The 22,198-nt window shown below is 45.2% G+C and carries 23 protein-coding genes and 1 pseudogene; 5 read left to right on the plus strand and 19 right to left on the minus strand.

The window, feature by feature from the left end; translation table 11 throughout:
• Positions 1–15: 15 nt before the first annotated feature.
• Both POF51_RS01910 and POF51_RS01915 read right to left on the minus strand, forming a co-directional pair.
• Positions 16–660: a response regulator gene (locus POF51_RS01910; protein ID WP_069845019.1), complete on the minus strand. Its 645-nt coding sequence runs from the start codon at positions 658–660 to the stop codon at positions 16–18.
• Positions 638–1,729 (minus strand): PAS domain-containing sensor histidine kinase, encoded by a 1,092-nt coding sequence (locus tag POF51_RS01915; RefSeq protein WP_083261521.1) that lies wholly within the window; start codon positions 1,727–1,729, stop codon positions 638–640. The genes POF51_RS01910 and POF51_RS01915 overlap by 23 nt, the downstream gene beginning before the upstream one ends.
• Before the next feature lie 291 nt (positions 1,730–2,020).
• On the opposite strand from POF51_RS01915, the gene POF51_RS01920 reads away from it, so the two are divergent.
• Positions 2,021–3,238: an MFS transporter gene (locus tag POF51_RS01920; RefSeq protein WP_069845021.1), complete on the plus strand. Its 1,218-nt coding sequence runs from the start codon at positions 2,021–2,023 to the stop codon at positions 3,236–3,238.
• 24 nt (positions 3,239–3,262) lie between these two features.
• Here POF51_RS01920 and POF51_RS01925 read toward each other — a convergent pair whose 3' ends face one another.
• The 4 genes from POF51_RS01925 to POF51_RS01940 form a co-directional block, all read right to left on the minus strand.
• Complete coding sequence (locus POF51_RS01925; RefSeq protein ID WP_020477522.1) at positions 3,263–3,895, minus strand: YczE/YyaS/YitT family protein; 633 nt, start codon at positions 3,893–3,895, stop codon at positions 3,263–3,265.
• Between the two features lie 107 nt (positions 3,896–4,002).
• Positions 4,003–5,823 carry a PAS domain S-box protein gene (locus POF51_RS01930; protein WP_069845022.1) on the minus strand — a complete coding sequence of 607 codons (1,821 nt, stop codon included), beginning with the start codon at positions 5,821–5,823 and terminating at the stop codon, positions 4,003–4,005.
• A 233-nt stretch (positions 5,824–6,056) separates the two neighbouring features.
• Positions 6,057–6,629 carry a cupin domain-containing protein gene (locus tag POF51_RS01935; RefSeq protein WP_069845023.1) on the minus strand — a complete coding sequence of 191 codons (573 nt, stop codon included), beginning with the start codon at positions 6,627–6,629 and terminating at the stop codon, positions 6,057–6,059.
• A 126-nt stretch (positions 6,630–6,755) separates the two neighbouring features.
• Positions 6,756–7,067 carry a winged helix-turn-helix transcriptional regulator gene (locus tag POF51_RS01940; protein ID WP_069845024.1) on the minus strand — a complete coding sequence of 104 codons (312 nt, stop codon included), beginning with the start codon at positions 7,065–7,067 and terminating at the stop codon, positions 6,756–6,758.
• Positions 7,068–7,182: 115 nt separating this feature from the next.
• On the opposite strand from POF51_RS01940, the gene POF51_RS01945 reads away from it, so the two are divergent.
• Positions 7,183–7,800, plus strand: coding sequence for a flavin reductase family protein (locus tag POF51_RS01945; RefSeq protein ID WP_244521673.1), 618 nt, complete (start codon positions 7,183–7,185; stop codon positions 7,798–7,800).
• Here POF51_RS01945 and POF51_RS01950 read toward each other — a convergent pair.
• The 3 genes and pseudogenes from POF51_RS01950 to POF51_RS01960 form a co-directional block, all read right to left on the minus strand.
• On the minus strand, positions 7,797–8,216 hold the full coding sequence (locus tag POF51_RS01950) for a ribosomal maturation YjgA family protein (RefSeq protein WP_069845474.1): 420 nt from the start codon (positions 8,214–8,216) through the stop codon (positions 7,797–7,799). The two genes, POF51_RS01945 and POF51_RS01950, sit on opposite strands and share 4 nt — an antisense overlap.
• Before the next feature lie 139 nt (positions 8,217–8,355).
• Positions 8,356–8,535: pseudogene (locus POF51_RS01955) on the minus strand (molybdopterin cofactor-binding domain-containing protein); the annotation flags it as partial.
• A 36-nt stretch (positions 8,536–8,571) separates the two neighbouring features.
• The gene (locus POF51_RS01960) at positions 8,572–9,255 is read right to left on the minus strand and encodes an MOSC domain-containing protein (protein ID WP_069845025.1); all 684 of its coding nucleotides are present in this window, start codon (positions 9,253–9,255) and stop codon (positions 8,572–8,574) included.
• Positions 9,256–9,358: 103 nt separating this feature from the next.
• Here POF51_RS01960 and POF51_RS01965 point away from each other — a divergent pair, with 103 nt between their 5' ends.
• Positions 9,359–10,255: a LysR family transcriptional regulator gene (locus POF51_RS01965; protein ID WP_069845026.1), complete on the plus strand. Its 897-nt coding sequence runs from the start codon at positions 9,359–9,361 to the stop codon at positions 10,253–10,255.
• Positions 10,256–10,344: 89 nt separating this feature from the next.
• On the opposite strand, the gene POF51_RS01970 is transcribed toward POF51_RS01965, so the two are convergent.
• The 4 genes from POF51_RS01970 to POF51_RS01985 form a co-directional block, all read right to left on the minus strand.
• A complete protein-coding gene (locus POF51_RS01970; RefSeq protein ID WP_069845027.1) occupies positions 10,345–10,959 on the minus strand; it encodes a MarR family winged helix-turn-helix transcriptional regulator in 615 nt (204 codons plus the stop codon).
• A 109-nt stretch (positions 10,960–11,068) separates the two neighbouring features.
• Positions 11,069–11,308 (minus strand): glutaredoxin family protein, encoded by a 240-nt coding sequence (locus POF51_RS01975; protein WP_017248494.1) that lies wholly within the window; start codon positions 11,306–11,308, stop codon positions 11,069–11,071.
• A 199-nt stretch (positions 11,309–11,507) separates the two neighbouring features.
• Positions 11,508–12,872, minus strand: coding sequence for a sensor histidine kinase (locus tag POF51_RS01980; RefSeq protein ID WP_271753534.1), 1,365 nt, complete (start codon positions 12,870–12,872; stop codon positions 11,508–11,510).
• Positions 12,873–12,884: 12 nt separating this feature from the next.
• On the minus strand, positions 12,885–13,571 hold the full coding sequence (locus POF51_RS01985) for a response regulator transcription factor (RefSeq protein WP_026043091.1): 687 nt from the start codon (positions 13,569–13,571) through the stop codon (positions 12,885–12,887).
• Between the two features lie 147 nt (positions 13,572–13,718).
• Here POF51_RS01985 and POF51_RS01990 point away from each other — a divergent pair, with 147 nt between their 5' ends.
• On the plus strand, positions 13,719–14,393 hold the full coding sequence (locus POF51_RS01990; protein ID WP_069845029.1) for a C40 family peptidase: 675 nt from the start codon (positions 13,719–13,721) through the stop codon (positions 14,391–14,393).
• A gap of 81 nt (positions 14,394–14,474) precedes the next feature.
• Here POF51_RS01990 and POF51_RS01995 read toward each other — a convergent pair whose 3' ends face one another.
• The 4 genes from POF51_RS01995 to POF51_RS02010 all read right to left on the minus strand — a co-directional run bounded on the left by POF51_RS01995 (position 14,475) and on the right by POF51_RS02010 (position 18,906).
• The gene (locus tag POF51_RS01995; RefSeq protein ID WP_069845030.1) at positions 14,475–15,323 is read right to left on the minus strand and encodes a M15 family metallopeptidase; all 849 of its coding nucleotides are present in this window, start codon (positions 15,321–15,323) and stop codon (positions 14,475–14,477) included.
• 188 nt (positions 15,324–15,511) lie between these two features.
• Positions 15,512–16,087: a nitroreductase family protein gene (locus tag POF51_RS02000; RefSeq protein WP_083261525.1), complete on the minus strand. Its 576-nt coding sequence runs from the start codon at positions 16,085–16,087 to the stop codon at positions 15,512–15,514.
• Positions 16,088–16,109: 22 nt separating this feature from the next.
• Positions 16,110–17,096, minus strand: a complete 987-nt coding sequence (locus tag POF51_RS02005) for an ABC transporter substrate-binding protein (RefSeq protein ID WP_069845031.1) — start codon at positions 17,094–17,096, stop codon at positions 16,110–16,112.
• A gap of 94 nt (positions 17,097–17,190) precedes the next feature.
• Positions 17,191–18,906 (minus strand): helix-turn-helix domain-containing protein, encoded by a 1,716-nt coding sequence (locus POF51_RS02010; protein ID WP_069845032.1) that lies wholly within the window; start codon positions 18,904–18,906, stop codon positions 17,191–17,193.
• Between the two features lie 148 nt (positions 18,907–19,054).
• Between POF51_RS02010 and POF51_RS02015 the strand changes: the two genes are divergently transcribed.
• Complete coding sequence (locus POF51_RS02015; RefSeq protein ID WP_069845033.1) at positions 19,055–19,717, plus strand: S-layer homology domain-containing protein; 663 nt, start codon at positions 19,055–19,057, stop codon at positions 19,715–19,717.
• 52 nt (positions 19,718–19,769) lie between these two features.
• On the opposite strand, the gene POF51_RS02020 is transcribed toward POF51_RS02015, so the two are convergent.
• Both POF51_RS02020 and POF51_RS02025 read right to left on the minus strand, forming a co-directional pair.
• Positions 19,770–20,606: a M55 family metallopeptidase gene (locus POF51_RS02020; RefSeq protein ID WP_017248488.1), complete on the minus strand. Its 837-nt coding sequence runs from the start codon at positions 20,604–20,606 to the stop codon at positions 19,770–19,772.
• Positions 20,607–20,630: 24 nt separating this feature from the next.
• Positions 20,631–22,052, minus strand: a complete 1,422-nt coding sequence (locus POF51_RS02025) for a serine hydrolase domain-containing protein (RefSeq protein ID WP_271753544.1) — start codon at positions 22,050–22,052, stop codon at positions 20,631–20,633.
• Between the last annotated feature and the right edge of the window lie 146 nt (positions 22,053–22,198).

Genomic DNA, 22,198 nt, shown 5'->3' on the forward strand with positions numbered 1-22,198 from the left:
TTTTGATCTATGCGATCAAAATGCCAGATCGAGATATTTATTTTTTATGGCGTATTGGATCAATTGATGCTTGGAATCCAGTCCTAGTTTCTGCATGATATTCGTTTTGTGGTTCTCCACGGTTTTGACACTGATTAACAGCTTGTCTGCCATTTCCTTATTGGTATAGCCAAGCACAATGAGTCTGACAAGCTCCTTTTCACGTAGCGTTAAAACAGAAGGCATCGTCTTAGCATCCGATTTCAGCCATAGATGGATGATCTCTTGCGATACGGAAGTCTTGTAAAAGCGCTTTCCTTTGTAGACCTCCACAATGGCTTGAAACAGCAGCTCACCATGGCTGTTTTTTAAAATGTACCCATGGGCTCCGACGGTAATAGCCTTCTGGACAAAAATCTCCTCGTCATGCATGGTCAATATGACGATTTTCACGAAAGGATTCGACTTGCGAATCTCATTGCTTGCTGAAAACCCATCCAGCCCATTCGGCAATGACAAATCCATCAGCACCACATCGGGTTCTAGCTGATTGGCTTTAAGGATGGCATCGTTCCCTGTATGACTCTCTCCGACAATTTTAATTTGAGAGTAACTTTCGAGAAGCACACGCAATCCCTTCCGAATCATCGTGTGATCATCAACCAAAAGCACTCGTATCACTCTGCTCTCCCTCCTTACCCACTACCGTTACCTTGATCGATGTACCTTCGTGGAGCACGGAGTGAATCTGAAGAGTCCCCTCCATGTGATCCACTCGTTCTTCCATATGTTTGAGACCCAGACCAACCTGAACCTGATCGCGAACAAATCCGATTCCGTTGTCCTGAATGAGTAAAGTCAGTAGGTCGTCTTCCTTGTACAAGATGACTTCAATGAGTGTCGCCTTCGCGTATTTCAGTGCATTATGTAAGGCTTCTTGGATCACACGGTACAAATTGATTTCCAAGATTGGCTGAAAATGATCGCTAACATTGCTGTAGGAAAAGGTAATGGAAACATCCTGATGTGTTTTGTTCAAGCTAGAAACAAGATGCCGTACTGTAGGAATCAGCCCCAATTGATCGAGACTATGCGGACGCAGCTGTAGAGAATAGAGCTTGACGTCTTGTATCGCTTTTTCCAGCTCATTCACGATCTCTTGCATGAATTCCCGGAAATGCCCTTCCTTGTTGAGGCGCGCTTGAATCGCCTGAATGCCTACCGAAACGGAATACAAGGATTGTCCCACACCGTCGTGCAGCTCCTGGGCCAAGCGCTTATGTTCGTTTTCCTGGGCTTCTAGCGTTTTTTGCAGCACCTGCTTGGAGATTCTGACCTCCTCTTCTTTTTTCTTGACCGTCATATCTTTCAAGACTAAAAGGACATCCTGCATGTTATGTTCACCATTTTCATAGATGACCGCCGTGCTCATCTCCATGTCGACGTACCGCCCTTCATACGTGGGCATCGCAGAAAGAAAATAGGGAACCTCCCGTTTGGCGAGCAAATAACATCGTTCTTCTCCCGGTTCCAGCTCTCTGTTTTGGCAGTAGGAGCAGAACGGCACCTTTTCTCCTCGTTTCCAACCGGTCATTTTCTCTGCGGATGGATTCATAACCATAATTTTTCGTTCTTGATCCATGAGAATAATCCCGTCCTGCAAGTGGTCGAAGATTTGCTTCAGATAACCGTTATCCATCGCCTTCCCTTCATCGCCAGAGCGTTCAGAATAAGTCGGACTTTGATCCATTATTGGTCCTCCAAGCTACAAGTTTTGTTTTTATCCAATCGTAAGAGACAGAGGGAGTGTTTCAAATAGGTACCTTCCCCTATCTTATTGGGTTTCTGACATAATGCGAATGCCGGATGGATGATCAAAGGTTCTCCTGATAACGAATAAAGCGGTAATTCCTTCATGCAGGAATTGCCGCTTTTTAAATATATGCGTAAAAAGAATACCTTGACTTAACTATATGGAACAGGTAATCTTTACCCGCACCACAAACGGGATTTTATAATGCAGAAAGGTTGTATTGACTTCATGGAGTTATCTCACACTACTACCAAGAAACAGACCAAAAAGGAAAAGTCTTCTATCTCTTTGCTCTCTCTTACAGTGGGCTCTTTTTGCATTGGGATGACGGAATTTGTCATTATGGGTCTGCTGCCGAATGTTGCAGCGGATTTGGATGTTAGTATCTCATCTGCGGGTCAACTCATTACCATGTATGCGCTAGGGGTAGCCATCGGTGCACCGATACTGACAGTCCTCACCCACCGAATTCCCCAAAAGAAGTTACTCTGTCTACTAATGGTTCTGTTTATTCTCGGGAACGGAATCTCTGTTTTTGCTCCCAACTACGCCATATTGATGGGAGCACGCCTGATCACCGCTTTGACACATGGGACATTCTTTGGAGTTGGGGCTGTTGTAGCCTCCAGTCTTGTAAGTCCTGACAAACGTGCCGCAGCCGTTTCCATTATGATGGCAGGTCTGACGATCGCCAATATTATTGGTGTGCCTCTGGGGACTTTTATCGGTCAACATATGGGGTGGCGAGCTTCATTTGGCTCTATTGCGATCATGGGAATCATAGCACTGATCGGAATACTCGTTTTCGTCCCAAAAATGCGGCAAGAAAACACCGGGAGTATCACTGGGCAAATTACCGCTCTTCTCAAGCCCAAGCTCCTTCTGTACCTCCTTATTGGAGCACTAGGCAACGCAGGTCTATTCACCGTGTTTACGTATATTACGCCACTGCTTACGCAAATCACCGGTTTTGCTGAGTATCATGTAACGTGGATTCTTGTCCTCTTCGGCTGTGGAGTGACCATCGGTAATATCGTGGGCGGAAAGCTTGCGGATTGGAAGCTGATGCCTTCCATACTCGGTCTTTACTTTACGATATGCATCATTCTCACGCTGTTTACGTTTACCGTATATAGTCCAATTGCTGCCGTATTGACCATTTTTCTATGGGGAGCTGCTTCTTTCGCTGTATTTCCAGGGCTGCAAGTACGTGTGATGAACCTCGCTCAGAATGCACCGGCGCTTGCTTCTACCTCCAGTCATTCTGCCGGAAATCTAGGAAATGCAGCTGGTGCTTTCATTGGCGGATGGGTTATTACTCATCTGGATATAACCGCCCTCCCGTGGGTCGGTGCTGTGCTCGTATCACTGGGTCTGATTTTAGGAATCGCTTCTTATATAGCTGAACGCAAGCAGCAACAAAGTGAAAAAGGGTACTCCATTTGAGCACCCTTTTTCTTTTTCTCTGGACTAAGCCGTTCCGTACGGTTTTGCCAGGATTCGCTCCCACATCGGAATAAACTGCTTGATCAGTGGTCCGATCGCAAGGGCCGTCACAAAGGTTCCCACCGAAACGGGCCCACCAAGCAACAAGCCCAACACCATGACCGTGCACTCTATACCGATCCTGACTTTACCGACGCCCCATCCCATTCGCTCATGTAGAGCTAACATAAAACTGTCACGTGGACCGGCTCCCAATCGCGGTGAAATATACATGCCCGTGCCGATCGTATAGATGAGCAGACCGACAGCAAACAAAATGGCTCGTTCTATAACGGTCTCTCCTGTAGGAATCCAGTTCAGCCACATGAATAAGTCAATAAACAGCCCGAAGAAAAACATGTTTAAAAACATACCCACGTTAGGCCGGATCTTGCCAATGATGTAGGAAGCGAGAATGATCATGGCTCCCACGATTTGCGACCATATGCCGATGGTCAGTCCAAATGTCTTCTGTAATCCGATATGCAGTGTATCCCACGGTGCAACACCTAAATGAGCCTCAATCATCATGCCAATACCAAACGCCATGACCGCAAGTCCGATCATAAACACACTGTATCGAACGGCAAGCGGATGAAGTAGTAGCTTCCTCCACATCATTTTCTCCCCCTCTAAAAATTCTGGATTTTTCAGCACACGTAGGTGGGGATTTGGTGAATGTTACCTTATTGGCAACGATTAGATTATTCACTAGGATCACCTTCCTATTTCGAAATGGGCAACATGATTTCCACGATGGTACCCTTGTTGATCTCACTTGAGATGGTGATGGTGCCTTTATGATCTTTCATTATTTTATTACTGACAAGTAAACCTAAGCCTGTTCCTTTCTCTTTCGTGGTATAAAAAGGTTCACCGAGTCTAGGTAGCAGCTCTTGGGAAATGCCACATCCATTGTCGGTAAAACGAATCAGCACGTGGGTTTCATGTATGCATGTGGTTTCTATGCTGATTTCGCCATTCGCCGTGATCGCATCCAGAGAATTCTTCAAAATATTGATAAAGACTTGTTTTACTAGATTTTCTTCTCCATTAATCGCTATCGGAATATGGCTGAATATGCTGTTGATCGTAATGTTGGTTAGATTCGCTTCTGATTCGAGAAACTTTACCACACTTTCAATGAGAGGATGTAAAAGAATCCGCTTCACATTCAGAGTTTGCGGTTTAGCCAATACAAGCAGCTCACTCACGATAAAGTTGATGCGATCTAGCTCGGCCAACATAATGTCTGTATAAATGACGCCATCTGATAGTGTTGGCCGCAAGTACTGAATAAAGCCTTTTAATGACGTAAGCGGATTTCTTATTTCGTGCGCGATACTTGCAGCCAATTCACCAATTACGGACAGCTTTTCTGTTCTCCTGAGAAGTTCTTCATTTTGCTTCCTCTCCGTAATATTACGTGTAACGTTGATGAAGTATTGTCTTTCACTATCCGAACTGAAAAAAGGCATTCCTTTTGATTCGAGGTAGATCCATTTCTCGTTTTCCAGTTTGTATCGATACTCACATGTAATAGGTATATGGAATTGAAGCATAGTGGAAAATCGCTCACAAACGAGTGATGCATCTTCTGGATGTATGTTTCCAATAATAATTTGGCTCGTCCCTAATTTCTTCAGATGTGAAGGTGAACTATACAATACGTGACCGTTCTTATCAATCACGGAGATGAAGTCTGCTGTGTGCTCGGCAATGAATCGATACTGTTCCTCGCTCTTGCGCAAAGCTTCTTCAGTCTGTTTTCGCTCCGTGATATTGCGTGAAACGAATAAAAAGCTATCGTCCTCTTTGTTCTCAGACATGATCGGAACACAACGCGACTCCCAGTACACCCACGATCCATTTTTATGGCGTATTCTGATCTCCATTTGTACATTTTGGGGATTCGTGGAGAGTAAGTAACGCAGGTCTTTCACGATTTTCACATCATCGGGGTGAATGAGATCAAAACTATTCGTTTGCAGAAATTCATCCGGTGTGTATCCCAAATGGTGCTCGATAGAAGGAGATACAAAAAGATTATTCATGTGTACATCATGTTGACAAATAACATCGCTTGTATTTTCTACGAGGATACGGTACTTTGCCTCGCTTGTCACGAGAGCCTCTTCCGCCATTTTGCGGTCCGTAATATCCCTTGCGATGACAGAAGTGCCTACGATCGTTCCTTCTCGATCTCTTATAGGGGAAGCTGTTAGACCAACCTGCACGATCTGGCCATTTTTTCGTTGACGCACGGTCTCATAGCCCGTAATATTTTTTCCTTCATATTTAACCTCGTGGAAAATTGCCTTTGTTTCGTTAATGAGATCTTCAGGCACAAGACAGTACGGGTCATTCAGGAGGTCTTGATATGTCCAACCATAGATTTTTTCAAAAGCACTATTCACAAAAAGTATACTACCCTGCATGTCCCTAATTGAAATCGCGTCCGTAGTCGTTTCAACAAGTGACTGAAGCAGCTCTTTCATGTTGAACTGTTCTTGTCTAAGGTCGATTCGCTGAGTTTCTTTATCCATATGTTTATACCTTCCTTAAACGAAGATTGTGAATAATGATAATATTCTATGCTTGTTGAAAATATCCTTGAGAAAATATCTATGCCACTAAAAAAAATACCGCCCCTTAAATAGGAACGGCATCGATCCTGATACCCGGTTAACCTTTCTTAGGTATCAAACAGAAAAACCACCTGACCAATCCTAGAGGTGGTTTCTGTGATGTCTGGTACCATTTCCTATCGACTCGATTCTTATTCAGGGCTTTGCTCAGAAGCCATGGCACTGGCTTTCGTCTCATGAACGGTGCCAAATGGATGATGAGGTGGCGCGTAGATGGAGTATACTTTAAGCGGCGTATTACCCGTATTGATAACATTGTGCCATGTACCCGCAGGGATCATGATGGCATCGTTATCGTTGACTCTTTGTTCAAAATCTAAATGATCTTTGCGATCCCCCATCCGAACAAGTCCCTGACCTTCTTCCACTCGGATGAATTGATCCGTATCCGGATGATTTTCTAAACCAATGTCGTCTCCAACATTTATACTCATCAGCGTCACCTGCAAGTGCTTCCCTGTCCATAATGCCGTACGGAATGCGTTGTTTTGCTTTGTGGCTTGCTCAATATTCACGACAAACGGCTTTGGTCCATAATCTCTCAATTCAATGGTACGCTGATAAGGATTCCCGTTTCTATCCCCATTCACATGGCTCCAGCTGTAATAATAAGGACTCCACCCATAGGGAAAATGGTTGTTATTCCATCCGGCAAGCATGGGATAATGCCATTGATTATTGTAATAGTAATAGTTGTTGTACATCTCAATCTCCTCTCCAGTAAAAGGATTTACCCTTTAGCCTATGTGGTTACCTAATGACAGGTAACTCCCTGAAGAGCCAATTCTTTGAACTGAGTTGAGTTGCGTTGTGCAATTAGGGTTGATTTTTTACCCCCACAAGCACATTGCCTCCAAAATCGGCAGTAAAGACTGACCTTGAGCTGTTAACGAATACTCTACTTTTGGCGGGATTTGAGGATATTCCACTCTCTGGACGATGCCGTCTTGTTCGAGGTCGCTTAAATGCAAGCTAAGCATCTTATGCGTAATTCCTGGGATATTCCTTTTCAAATCACCATACCGTAAAACTTCGTTGCTTTTTAATTGATACATGATTTTCATTTTCCATTTCCCACCAATGATTGATAGCGTATAGTCAAAAGGCGTTAGCTTCTTGGTTGCTGAAATTTCAGAAGTCATTGATGTCACTCTCCCATTTGTTAGTCGCTCACAAAATTGTGCGTACTAGCTTTCTATCTCTTTCTCTTTATACTGAAGAGGATTGCTGCGTAAATCAATCAGTCGGGAGAGATAAATGATGTCAGATCGCGATACCATCACTTTTCATACCAACGAAATCAGTGAATTCCATATGTATAAACTCATGATCGGATCGGTAGTACCAAGACCGATCGCATGGGTCTCTACGATAAGCAAGGGTGGAGTTTTGAATTTGGCTCCGTTCAGTTTTTTTACGATCGCTTCTCGACAGCCTCCCACCCTCATGATTTCAATCGGCCCCGGGGTAGAAGAGCGTAAAGGAACTGAAAAAGATACCCTTACAAATATCCGGGAGACAAAGGAATTTGTCATCAATATGGTTTCTCGTCCATTAGGCGAAGCGATGATTCGCTCAGCTGCCAACGTAGATGCAGGTATAAATGAATTTGAGCTTGCCGGCGTTACACCGCGTCCTGGTACTCGTGTACAGGTTCCAGCAGTGAGACAAGCCCCGATCGCCTTTGAATTAAGCCTGAATCAAATCATCCCTCTTGGAAGCGATCATGTGGTATTGGGTACAGTGGAATGCGTCCATATCGATCCGGCTGCTTACGCAGGAGATTTCAAGCTCGCCATTGAATCGTGGGAGCCACTTGCCAGTTTAGCCGGTGATTTTGCTACGATTAGTCGACCTTTTACCTTTGAACGCTAGGAAGAGCGCTTGCGCCATAGACAAGCCAGATCAAACAGTGAAGAGACGGCAATCCAAGCACTATACCTCACGAGATCTTCCACCAAAAAGCCTTTTCCCAATACCAACGCTCCAAGAGTTGTCCCCCGGATCTGATTGATCCAAACCGCCTGGTACAACTGGCTGAACTCGATTGCAAAGCAAAACGCGATGCTGCACCACAGCTCGAAAAAAATCTTCTTATGCGTAAAGCAAGCACGAAAACCGAAGTAGATCATGGAGGCCCATAAGACATCGCCAAAATGCTCAGCTACAAAGATTGGCAGATGGTCGGTGAACGCTCTTGACCCCAAGCCCAACTCTATAGCAGCGAAAACGGCTACGACATAGGCAAATCGAGCGTTCGTGTATGGTGCGAACCATAAACTTGTCCAAATCTCTAGGCCCTTTTGATATTTCTTCAAAATAAAACCACCAAACCCACATCGGTCGTAGCCTGATAGTGAAAGAGCAGTTCATTGATCATCGCTGTTGTAATCAATGGTTGATCCGCTAACAAAATCATAAGGGCTGCCGCGTGCAATCGGAGGCTCCGGCTCGGCTCATGACCGCACCCCGATCGGAATACGCACCGCCGTCATACAAATGCGATATTTCGGCGGCCATTAGTTTTCCATCTCGGGTACAGCCTAGCTTAATTTTGGCATCCAGTCCGATATGTATTGGGGAAGAGATCATATCCACTTCCCGGGAGTTACAACACTTGTTGTCCGTATTAATGAAATGCTGTAGCTATGATTGGTTGCCTGTCAGCCTTTCGCGCGTATCAATTTCTATGCCGGATAATCGTTTGGTAAAGGTCGCTCGCCAATTTGAGGACAGCTCCTCTACTTCCAACAGCTTTTTCATGCCGTCAATATTCTCTTTTTCTTGATGCATGATTCGGTTTGCATAGGAGACCGTGATCGCTTTTGGATGACAAGAGAGTCTTATCAATACATCCGTATGAGATACAAGCCCTTCTTTTAGCACGCGAAAATAAAAGCCAGTATAGCCGGTCTCTTGGACCTTAACCAACATTTCAGGCACACCGTAACGCACGGATAATTTATAACAAGGCTGTCTCGGTTGACTAACCTGTACGATCGCTTCCCCTAGCTGAAAGGTATCACCGATGCATACGTCCGTCTCAACTAATCCCCGAATCGTCAGATTTTCTCCGAAGGCACCGATTGCCAGCTCTCTCTGTAATTCAGCTTCCCAGAATGGGTAGTGTTCATACGGATAGACGCATACGGCCTTCTCCTTGCCCCCATGGTGGACCAGATCTGCCTGTCCATCTCCCTCGAAATTCAAAAAGGATAGATAAAGAGCTTTTGTTGCAGGGCTTTTGAAAATGCCGGTAGAAACCTCTTTGTTTTGATACTGTACTTGTTTGGGTTTACCTACATTCAGTGAAATGATTTCGATATCCACAAGCGATCACCTCATTCTTTTATTCATACAAATCCATAATGGTTTGTTCTATAATGATAGGAAAAACCTATTATTCGATCATAAGTCGCCGGAGGGATGGTCGTTGGAGCTCAAGCAATTAGAGTACTTTATGGCACTGTGCCAGGAGTTGAATTTTACTCGCGCGGCCGAGAAATTGGGCATTGCGCAGCCTTCGCTCAGTCAGCAAATCCGTTTGCTTGAGTATGAAATCGGCATGCCCTTATTTGATCGTGTAGGCAAACGAACGGTTATGACGGAAGCAGGCAAAACATTGCTTCACCATAGCTATAACGTGTTTCATGAGTTGTCACAGGCACGTGCAGCAATTAGTGAGCTGCAAGGCTTAAGCAGAGGCGCTTTAAAAATTGGCGTACTGCTGACAGTTGTCAATTACTTGCTCCCGCCTACTGTTATCGAGTTTCACCAGCGTTATCCGAAGGTTGAATTGTCTATTTTTGGGTTGAGAACCGGTGATATTTATGAAGGACTTCTGAAAAACGAACTCGATCTCGGCATTGTTTTTTTGCCTATGAAGCATGACGATCTAGAAACCATTCCGCTCTATACAGAAAATCTGGCCCTAGGCGTACCTGTGGATCATCCGATCGCAAAGGAACCGTTTGTTTCGCTTGCGATTTTGAAAGAAACCCCCTCCATTTTATTGCCCAACCCGTACTTTTTGCGTCAGTTGATTGATGAAAAGTGCCAGGAGCTGGGCTTCTCGCCACAGCCTGTTTTAGAGATGACCACAATGGAATCGATTACGAATATGGTCGGGCAAGGTGTCGGTGTCACAGTACTTTCGAAAGGCTACCTCGACTATCTCGATGATAAACGGGTTCGCACAATTCCGATCCAACAGCCCACTATCACGGCACAAATCGGTATCGTTTACCGGAAAAACAAATATTTGTGTGCAGCAAGCCGCGTTTTTATGGAGCACTTGATTGCCACAGTAAAGCGTGATGATGTTCGCTGATGCGAAAGGTCAAGATCAGTTTATGACGGGGCAAATCATTGTTCAATAGCATAGTTGTTATCATTTCAATAGGTATTGCCTATCATTATTTAGTTGTTCCCAGAGGAAATATGCTCGGGGCATTCTTTCAAGGATGCTTCATGCGTGAGGTACTTTTCAATGAACGCGCAATAATGAGGTGTATGGGAATCACCTGTATTCGACCGAAAATGAATGCAGCCTAGACAGGGCTCCGCTACAACGAGATGACCACGTCTTTGCATCGCTGTTATCACGGAGCTGAGCCCGATCTCGAAATCTTCCAGTATGTCATCCGGAATATAATGAAGGGCTTCCTCCAGTGTGTACCCCCATTTTTCAAGACTCGATGCGGCTTCTTTTCCCTTTGCAGTCAATTGAAGCAGCGTCACTCGTCGATCTTCTTTTTTAGGTACTTTCGTCATGTGTCCTTTTGTTACGAGTCCATTGATGATCTTAACAGCTGTCACATGCGTCGTTCCGATTGCCTTGGCAAAGTTACCAATGGAAGCCACGTCGCTTCTCGTATACAAAGCGAACAGTAACGCCTGAATTTGTACGGGTGACAGTCCCTGTTCATCACTCTCCGCCTGGGTCACCTTTTTAATCGCTTGGGACATTCGAAATAGAGCCATCATGATACGAGCTGAGCGATTTTCCTTACGTTGTTGGGGATCAAACATCATGAGCGTATCTTACCTTCCCTGTTCCATTCTTCCATCCATTGTAAATGGAAACATGGTCGTGTAAAGCATAGGAAAAAGGAGGCGCCTCAAAAGCACCTCCTTTTCTCATTTAGCCGTTTTTCACATCTTCCAAGCTTGCCCCAAAGTTAATGTGGTAGACGTTCCCGCCAATCACGAGAGCAGGTACTGATTGAATACCAGCCTTCTCTGCTTCTTCAAGGCGATTCCGCTCTGTACCAAGGTGGACAATTTCGAGATCGATCTTTGATTGATCCAGGTAATCAAGGACGACTTGCTCTGCATCTACACATACTGGGCAACCTGCATGATAAAAAATGGCTTTTAACATTTGGAATCAGCTCCTATTGATTTTATGTAGCATTGCTACGTAATTGATTATAGGAGCGACCATCTTTCGGAACAATTACAAATTCCCTATGATTATCATAGGGAATCATGATGAGAAACGAAGGGTCTGGAATGCACGCCCGATCTGACCTGTTTCTAGGAAAATGCGAACAGAGCCCCATCGTAATTCATTCCTGTCGTTAGTCCATTCCTGCTTTTTTCAACAAAACATGAACAATCAAGCCTCTTTCCGTGGAAGGAGCAATAGAGATGCTTCCCTCGTGATCCGCGACAATCGCTTGGGCGATGGCCAGGCCGATCCCGCTACCTCCCCTTTTTCGTGTACGGGATTTGTCCACACGATAAAATCGCTTAAAAAGGTGGGGAATCTCTTTTGCTTGAATACCGATCCCTGTATCCTCTACCACAATGTGCACGGCCTCTTCGTCCCCATATGCTCGTACCTTCACTTGACCTTCATCTGTGTATTTCCGTGCATTGTCCAAAAGGATGTCCAATAACTGTCGAATCCGCTCTCGATCCATCAAAAGGACAAGAGCTTCTTCCCATTCAAAAAGCAGCTTAATTTGTGGAGGGAAAATGGGTACCCACGCTTGCTTTACCTCAAGGAGCAGAGGGGTCAATGGCTGCACGACTTTCGATGATCCTGGTTGTGAGGTATGCTGCAATTTGGCTAGTGCTAACAGGTCATCAATGAGTTTGAAAAGTCGTTTACACTCTTGTTGAACAGCAGCGAGTGCTTCGTCCCTTACTTCTGGCTTGTGCTGCCCCCATCTTTGCAGAAGACTTACATACCCTTCAATAATGGAGAGCGGTGTACGCAACTCGTGAGATGCATCTGTGACGAATCGCTGCTGATAGACCATTGCTTCTTCCATACGATCTAACAACAGATTAAAGGCATGAATTAGCTCGTAGATTTCAGTCTCTACGTGATGATGGTGAATTCGTTGGGAGAGACGTTGAGGGAAAATGGAATGGATTTGCTGGATCAGATGATCGAGAGGCTTAAGTCCCCAGTTACTCAACCAATAGCCTCCAATCCCCGAAAGTAGCAAGGTAAAAAAGGAAGAGAGAAAAAGAATCGTGAGCAAGATGGAAAAATACCATTCCAGCGCTTCTGTCGTAGTAGAAATTTGCACATACAAAAGCTCCGATGTAAACGGCAGCTGCACAGGTTCTTTTGCGACCAATGTCCTTTCATAATAGTCTTCCGGCTCTTTTGTCCAATTAGCTCCCTGTATCGAAGCGATTTCCTTGCCGTTTTGGTCGCTGATGTTTATGAATTGATTGACGTCAGCGTAATTGGTTAACAAACGAGTCAAATAGGTAATCGTCAGCGATGCTTCTTCGGTGATTTCCGTTTTCAAATCTGCTGCAATGGCCGTTGCTTTCTGATTGAGCAATTTTTGCTCATGTTGATGGACGAGATTAGAGGTGCTGAAAAAAATAAATATAGACAAAAAGAGAAGCAAGACCAGCATGCCGGAGCTAAAAAACAGCGTGAGTCTCCATTTGAGTGAGTATCTGCGATGTGTAAGCACTGCGTTCTCCTTTTAATCTCGTAGTGTATATCCAATTCCTCGCACGGTATGAATCAGTTTGACGGATGGATCACTTTCAATCTTGTTCCGTAAATACCGGATATACACATCCACGATGTTGGTATTCCCCATAAAGTCAAATCCCCAAACGGCTGTGAGAATTTGCTCTCGCGAGACCGCTTGCTCTTTGTTTTGAACCAGATAATGAAGCAAATCATATTCGCGCGGTGTCAACATGATTTCCTCTTCATCGAGGAACACTCGCCGCGCGTTGGGCTGGATACGCAATCGGCCAACCACTATCTCCTGGTTCGCTTTTGATTCCCGCTGACGCAATAAGACCCGAATCCGGGCGAACAACTCCTCGATTGCAAACGGCTTCGCCAGGTAGTCGTTTGCTCCACTGTCTAATCCCGTCACGATATCCGGAACCTCTCCACGAGCCGTGATCATGATAATGGGGACATCTTTGGTTTCCCGAATTCGTCGGCATAATTCTATCCCCGATAATTCGGGCAGCATGACATCCAGGAGGATGAGGTCGTACTCAATCGTTAGTGCCTTTTCTAATCCGGAAAGCCCATCGTATTCAATATCCGTCGAAAATCCTTCATTCTCTAACTCCAACTGTAAGTATCTTGCCAAGTTATGCTCATCTTCCACGAGCAGCAAATAGCCTTTTCCATCTGGTGTAGGCATGTATATCATCTCCGTTTGAATATCTTACCAACAGTTTTCTCAGGAAACTCTCATGAAATTCTACCGGGAATCTTAGTTTTGTTCTGTACGATAAGAGCGTGGATGAGAAACACACATCAAGATCAACCATTCAGAAGGAGGAACATCATGACAAAGCGAAACTGGAAAGGTACAACTACTACGGTCGTAGCTATTCTAATGGGGACTTCTCTTCTCATGAACGGACAAGCCTATGCGGCTTCTGAGACAAGTCTCACCTCCACAACTACACAAAATCTGGATCAACAGTCAGTTGACGATCAGAACAATCAACAGGCTGAAAATGAGCAATTGGATCAAATGGTGCAAGATGGTACGAATATCGACCTGACAGCCAATGAGGAAAGTACTACTGTTAGTAATCAGAATAAACAGTCAGATAGTAACACTGCTCCCTCTTCCGACATTGCCGATCAGGTCATTTCAGAAGGATTGAAGTATAAAGGCGTACCTTATAAATTTGGTTCGAGCAAAAAAACAACACGTACATTTGATTGCTCTTCCTTTACACAGCGAGTGTTTAAAGAGGTCGGAGTAAGTCTGCCGCGAGACTCACGTCAACAGTCCAAAGTCGGTCAAAAAGTCTCGAAGAATCAGCTGCAAAAAGGAGACCTCGTTTTCTTCCGCAGCTACGGCAGCTCTTCTTCTCGCATTACCCATGTTGCTATCTACGCTGGAGACAATAAGCTGCTGCATACGTATGGTAAGCCGGGAGTTACGACAACAAAATTCAAAGGGACTTCCTGGGAAAAACGCTTTGAGCTTGGAAGACGTGTGATTTAATCATCTTCTGGGGCGCAACAAAAAAAGGCTGCTGAGCGCTTCAGCAGTCTTTTTCGCACGCTATGCAAAAGAATGACCAAACTACAAAAACTCTGTCACAATGACACCTCCCTGATTGTCGCCAGAAAGCACATACTTCCCATTGGTAGGCACTTGAATCATGATACTAGTCGCCACTGGATAATAATAAATTTTGTAGTCGCCACCATTTATCGTCCCTGACACTTCCTTGGCCTCCCGCAAGGTATTCACGTACTCCTCCAAAGATAATTGACGCTCTTGCATAATGGCGCTGTGCGGCAAACCTACAAATCGGTAATGCATAGGATTGTAAGGAACGCCAGTAATTGTGACCTTTTCCTTCGGATAGCGCATAATGAACCCGTATTTCCATGCGTTTTCTTGTAGCCACTTCCCTTCTGGGGATTGGTCGATTTTCATTTGTGTGGATGTAACGTCCAAGGCTGTACCCAGATGATGTTCGTGAAAACAATCTGGCAATGCATCGTGGGCATGTCCCTTCTCTTCAGCCAGTTTTCCCGGTTTTCCCAAGCTTCGATAGCCGCTTTTGATCATAAAATGCTTTACATTGTCAATGCTTGCTGCATGGACCATCTCGTTGAACGCCTCCGCTGCGTTCTCAGACAATTCAATGGAATTGTCTTGCAAGCGATAGCCCTCCACTAAATATTTGTGCGAAGACAGATGGATCACATCGGATAGCACTGCCTCTGAATGGATCGGATCGTTCTTGTTGACCAGTAACAGATCGCCCTGATAAATCTGGTCTTGTTCAACGCGAATCTCTTTGTATTTCGGGAAAGCTGTAGCATCCGGCTGTTTTTGCCATACGTTCTCTACGATCGGTCGCAAGAATGGATAACCCAGTAGCAATAAAAGAATACCTAGTAAGAGAAATCTCTTTTCCATTTCCATTTCCTCCATGGTTCAAACACACGTTATTCTTTTTCAATATGATGATAATAGGCAATGATAAATGAAATCGTGGGCAAAAAATAAAATTTTCCTTAAATCATTTTGTTGTAAACAAACAGAAAAAACAATCGGTCACACGTGGATGACCGATTGTTTTATAAGTAAAGTATGGAAATGTGTAACTATTCGTGATGGACAGTAAGCAGTTCGCGAATCGGTGTACGCATCTTCGGTCGCGGAACTTTGTTGTCGTTGAAATAACCGAGATGCAACGTGCCCACTATTCTCTCTCCCTGCTTAACACCAACGGCTTGCAGAAACTTCGGATGCCAATTGTAATCGTTCGTCTTCCAGACTACTCCGACCTTTCTCTCCCAAGCTAGCAGCTGCAAATTTTGTATGAACGCTGCTGCCGCCGAGAAAGCATCTTCGAACTGTTTTTGGCGCGGATCTGCTTCGATGACAATCAAAAGATGCGCTTGCATGAGCTCGCAATATTGATGCATCATCTTTTCGCCCCACTTTTCAACCTCTTCCTTAGAGTAAGCCAGCATGACCGCCTCAGCAAACGTTCGGCGCCCTTCTTCCATAAACAAGATAAACCGCCAAGGCTCTTTTGCGGAGTGAAACGGTGCCCAAGCCGCGTCTTGCAATAGTTCGACGACCGTTTCTTCCGCCATAGGCTCCCCGTTAAAATCCCGGATTGTCCTGCGATTCCGGATCGTTGCTGTCATATCCGATACGATTCCTTGACTCATGAATCCAACACTCCTCTGCTACTTATTTCACCAGTGCATTTAACACATCTTCAACTTTGCGATTGTAAGCGATAGGTCCAAAGGTCATCCAATGATCTGGCGCCACTTTGTAAACGTGACCAGAACGTACGGCTGGCAGCGACTTCCATATATTGGTCGAGAATAACTCCTCAGCAAGCTCTTTCCCACCGTCATCAACTACGACAAACAAATGATCGACATCAAGCTTTGTCAGCACCTCAGCGGAAATGGTTGCATGCCCAGCATTATCGCCCCAGGCAAGCTCTTTCACCAAAGCTGGAGGCTCGAGCCCCAGATCTTGATAGAGTACCGACCCAGCGTAGCCTTGTGGGCCACCGTATAATCGAATTTCTTTATTGCTGCGTACGCGGACTAACGCTACGGTTTGTTTCCCGACCGCTTTTTCAAGCTTTTGCTTTCCTTCATTGATTTTTTGTTCATAGTCCGTCAGTACTTTCTCCGCAGTTTCACGCTTGCCGACCAAGTCCCCGACCTTGCGCAACGTATTTCGCCAATCATTGGCTGCCTCGGCCTCGAATACATAGGTAGGAGCGATCTTGGCGTATTTTGCATAATTGTCATTTTGCGCATAATTGGGAAGACCAAGTAATATCAGGTCCGGCTCCATCTCCAAGATCGCTTCGAAATTCATCGCACTCGTATCAAGCTTCGGAAGATCTCCGATGTTCTCATGCAAATATTTCAAGGTGAAAGCGCCAATTGTAGTCTGCGCTGCAGGTTTAATCCCCAAGGAGACAAGAAAATCCTCCATATATAACCCGATAATTTGCTTCGGCTCTGCAGGCACTTCGATCTCACCCATCATGTGTGTGAACTTGCGTACCGTTGTAGCGGATTGGGCGCTTGCGTCCGATGAGAGAGTCGGCTCCGTGGTGGCTATGTTGCCGGAACCACCTCCGCAACCAGCAAGTAAAACGGACAGAACGAAACCAAAGCTGAACAACCATCTTTTCGATTGGCTCTGCATATAAATCCCCCTGTTATTGATAGTGATTCTCATTAACATAGAGAATTTTAGCATGCCATCAATAGAAGTGACATGCTGAAATGTTCGATGTTTTTTACACTTTTGTACGGTATGTTCCCTCACTTGTCAATGCTGCCAGTACGTTATCAATTTTTGCGCAATGCGCATGCAAGCCGTACGTCATCCATATGTCCGATCTCACTTCATACACGTTTCCTTCGCGTACGGCAGGAACACTTTTCCACTGTTCAGTGCTCGTCATTTTCCCTGCCTGCTGCCTCCCAGCCTCGTCTACAACAATTAGCAAACGTTGTGCATCCAATTCGCTTAGCATGTCAAACGTAATTTTCTTCATCCATTCGGAAGAACCCCAGATGAGGTCATGTACAAGCTTCGGTGGGCGTAAACCGAGATCGCCATAGAGTACAGACCCGGTATAGCCGTTTGGTCCTCCATACAGACGAATGTCACCATCTGCGTAGACGCGAACCAATGCGACCGACCGATCTCCAATCGAATGTTTGAGGATACTTCTCGCTACTTCAGCCTTCTGATTATATTCATGGATGGCTCGTTCAGCCTCGGATGCTTTGCCTAGTAATTTGCCGACAGTGCGCAGCGTTTGTCGCCAATCATCAACGGGGTTTTCAAACAGGTATGTGGGAGCAATGTTTGCCAACCGATCGAACCGTCCCTCCTCAGCAAATTGTGGAATCCCCAGCAAAATGATATCCGGTTTCTCCTGTTGAATGGCTTGAAAATCAGATTCATAGGGATCAAAATGTCGTACCTCACGCAAAAATGATCCCAGATAGCGTTGTTGAAATCCTCCAGAAGCGAATTGGACCAAAGGCTTGATCCCAAACACTTTCAAGTGATCCTCCACAAAAAGTCCAATCACACGACTCGGCACTGTTTGCATCATGCTAAATGCCTCAGGGTGCGACACTAGCAGCTTTTTCCCGAGGTTTTGGCTGATAAATTCTCTGGGGGAAATGCCTGTCATCTTCTTGAACTTGTTACTAAAATAAAACTCGCTGGCATATCCAACCCCCAGAGCGATATCGCGAATCCGCGCGTTTGATGTCAACAGCTTGTCCTTTGCTTTCTCGATACGAATCTCAGCCAAATATTCCATCGGGCTTTTACCCGTCACTTTGCGAAATACAGTCGAATAATGACTTGGGCTCATTCCGGCCTCTTTTGACAGCATTTCACGACTGAGAGGCTTGAAATAGTCTTGTTCCATTAGGCGGATCGTATGCTCTACCGCTTTCAGATTTTCGTTGCCCCGCCATCTTTCATTTGCTTCCCAGATTCGTTCCACCAAGGATAGTAACTGACAATGGGACGAAAATCGCTCTCGATCTATTTGATTTTCATGCCGTTCACATAAGTTGCGGATCGCTTGTCCTAGTTCGCTCTCGTTTAACTCTCCCGAAACGGGCAAGCAAAAAGGCTCTTGTACCACATGAACATTTTCAACCTCACGAACGGATGTTACTTTGTATCCGCTGAACTCAAGTTCAGAAACGGTCACTACTTCGCCTTCATCTGCCACTGTTTGTATGGTCATACCCGGCGGCTTAAGGAAGCATCGACCAGGGAATAATCGGTATTCTTGTTCTCCTATGCAGATAGAACCTTTCCCAGATTCGACAAACAAGAGAAGATGTGTATTCGATGTTTTGGTACCAAAATGAGAAGGCAATGGTCCTTTGTAAGCTGATAGAAGTACGAAAGAAATCGTCACTGATTGATCTGTTCTCTCTTTGCTAGTACGACATATGCTGTCAGATGCATTGAACATAAGTAACCCCTTTTTGATAACGATTATCATTATCTAAATATTATCATAGGATATGATTGCTCAAAAGCAGGTAAAAGGAAAGATGAAACATTGCTAATTGTTCTTCGTCAAATGGAGTGAAACTTCAAAAATTGACGAGGTGGCTACCATGAATGTCAGACAAAATATGATGTCTCTTTCTATCATTGCTTTGTTAACTGTGTCTTTCGCCCAACCAAGCTTAGCTGCAACGACTCCTTTTACGGATCTTGCCCACTCGGGAGCGAAAGATAAAATTCTTGCCTTACAGCAACAAGGTGTGATAAAAGGCGTAGATGATAGCAAATTTGCCCCTAACGAAACGATAACGGCTGCTCAAGGTGTTCAACTGATTGTAAATGCCTTTGATTTGAGTCTGGCAGCGATCCGTTTTGTAAAGGCGCCACAAGCCACTGACTTTTTTTCCAAAGCAGATAACGATGCTTGGTATGCAGAGAGTCTGATCATAGCGGCTGTGAACGGATTGGAGTTACCAGCTGATCTCGATCCGAATGCAGAATGGACGAAAGAGCAGTTCATTCACCAGCTAATGAGAGTCATGGAGACCAAGGGTAATCTGCCCATGATCAAACTAGTACCGGTAGAAATCCAAGATAGTCATGAACTCACCGTGGATTATCAAGGCTCCATTCAACGAGCTTTGGCAAGAGATATTATCGAATTGGATAAGGAAAACAAGCTTCATCCGCAAAAGCACATCACGCGTGAAGAGGCAGCCGAAATGATATATAATGCCCTTGCGTATTTGAAAAGCCATAAGTCTCTGAACTAAAACGAAAAAAATGCAGCGATCCTCGTGATGAGGAGCTGCATTTTTGGTTTACTTAACCAGTAATCATCCGATTCACTTGCCCAGTTACCAACAGCATCGCTTGCAAAACGGGCATCATGCTAACAAGATCAGGCGAATGGAAGCGTACCGTTCGTCCTTCGATGAGTTCAATTCCAGGCATCCAGCTGACTGCTGTGGCAAATTGTGATTTCGTAAACTCTACTTCTATCGTATTCTCTACTCTTTGCTCGAGCGGTTTCACTGTACTGCGATGGAGCAATGCTTCTTTTGCTTGCTGACGGATCAACTCTCTCGCACGAACGGGATGCATCGCTTGCGACGAGAGCCCCGTTATTCCTGTCTTCACAGCGACTGTAAAGACTCCAGGGATGTCTTCTTCGACCTCTTTGGATGTTTGGGAATCTCCGGTAACGAGTACGACAGGAACACCAAAGGCTCCCGCGATTGCTGCATTTAAACCTGCTTCGCCCACTTCTTTGCCATTTAAGATAAGCCGATGGATAGCGAGGCCAGACAACGTATGATTGAGTACCGCATCTCCTGTTCCCGCTTTTCCATGATAACCGATGAAAAATGCCGCATCGCAGCTACTGTCGATCCCCTGCATCATACAGAGAGGCTTGAAAAAACCACGGATGACATCTGCCTGTGGGTGCAATTCTTCCAGAATGATATTGTTCATCGGTCCATGAGATTCATTGACGATAATTTGGGTAGCTCCTGCTTCCAGTGCACCCTCAATCGCCGCATTAACATCTTGGGTCAGAAGTCTTCTCCCCGCTTCGTAATGTCTGCGTCCGGGGATAACATCCTCCCATTCGCTTAGTCCAGAGATCCCTTCCATGTCCAAAGAAATAAACACCTTCATGAGAAACTGCCTCCCTATCTTTGATTAGGTTTCTTTCGGTATTTGGCGCGATCCCAACGCCAAGCGCTTGATCTCACCGTCTGGTTGGCGAACAAAGCGGATGAGTGATTCGACGTTGTGACGCGTGAACAGAAACGTATCTTCGCCAACAGAACGCAGCGGGAACACATCACTGCCTAGAACGAGTACGAGCTGTCTCTGTGCTTCATCGAATCTGATCTCTACTACGTCTCCTTCTCCAGATTTATATGTACCGGGACATTGCTGCAAGTAAGCAAGCGGCACTTCACAATCGGAAAACGTGGCGAACTGCGTCTCGAGCGGGCGACCGAACATGCTGTTCAACAAACCTAATGTCAGATTGGAAATGGGGGCATCATCCATGTTGGTCAAAAGAATACCGGTTACTCCCGCCTCTGGAACGATGAACATTTGCGCGGTTATCCCTTTTAAGCCGCCGGTATGGGTAAGTAAGGTGTAATCTTCGGAAAATGGAAACACGCCGAGTCCGTAACCATAGCTGCGGCTCAAGTCAATACGGACATGAGGCGTAGTCATTTGGGAGGCGCTATCTCCCGAGATGATTCTCGCTCCATTTGAAAGCCCGCCTGTCCGATAAACATCCGCATACCGAAGCATGTCACGTGCGGACGATTTGAGGAAGCCTGCTGCACGCATGGAGGGTGCATCCCACCAACCAGGGGCACGTACTACTTCACGAACTCCATCAATCATGCGCCGTGTGTAAAGCATGGTAGTATTGTCGTCCTCGCCTAATTCCTCCACATGAAAAACCGTGCGTTCCATTCCAAGTGGCTGTAAAATATGCTCTTGGACAAAGGCTTCGTATGTTTTGCCGCTGACACGCTCAATAATCGCCCCAAGCAAGCCAAAAGCTTCGTTCGAATAGCTGAATTCTGTCCCAGCAGGTCCCAACAATTCAAAGGGCAGCTTCTCTATATATGCCATGAGGTCTTCGAAGGTATCGATTGGGTGTTTACATTGCGCTTCAAACTGGTGAAGTAATTTTTCTGCTGTCGGATCGGCTTGTAAGCTGGGTAGCATTGCGGGAATGAGAGATGGAAGTAGTGGAAATCCGAGGGTATGTGTCATGAAATGATGAATGGTGATCCTTTTCGTTTGGGCTTCATCCGGTGTGCGAAACTCAGGCAAATAGGTGATAACCGGATCATGCACGGAAAGCTTTCCTTCTTCCTGAAGCTGCATGATCGCCATGCATGTAAACGACTTCGTAATTGACCCGATGCCAAATACCGTATCTAGATCGATGAGAGCTTGCTTTTCGCGGTCCCGATAACCAAACGCTTTTTCATAAGTGAGTTCTCCGTCTTTGGCTACGGCAATAATTGCACCGGGAACTTGAAAATCATCCATCAGCCTTTGGACGTATGCTTCAAACGACGCTTCCCACTCATTCATCTTCATGTCATGCCTCCTTAGGTTCATTTCTTACAAACAGGAAAGCAATTTCAGTGTTTCATTTCGAAGTATACACTTCAAAAAAAATAAGGATATGAAGTTCGTGCGCTAGTAGAATTATAAGCGGCAGATGAAAAAACAACAATATATAA

The organism is Brevibacillus sp. AG (assembly GCF_028369215.1).
Lineage (GTDB): Bacteria > Bacillota > Bacilli > Brevibacillales > Brevibacillaceae > Brevibacillus > Brevibacillus porteri.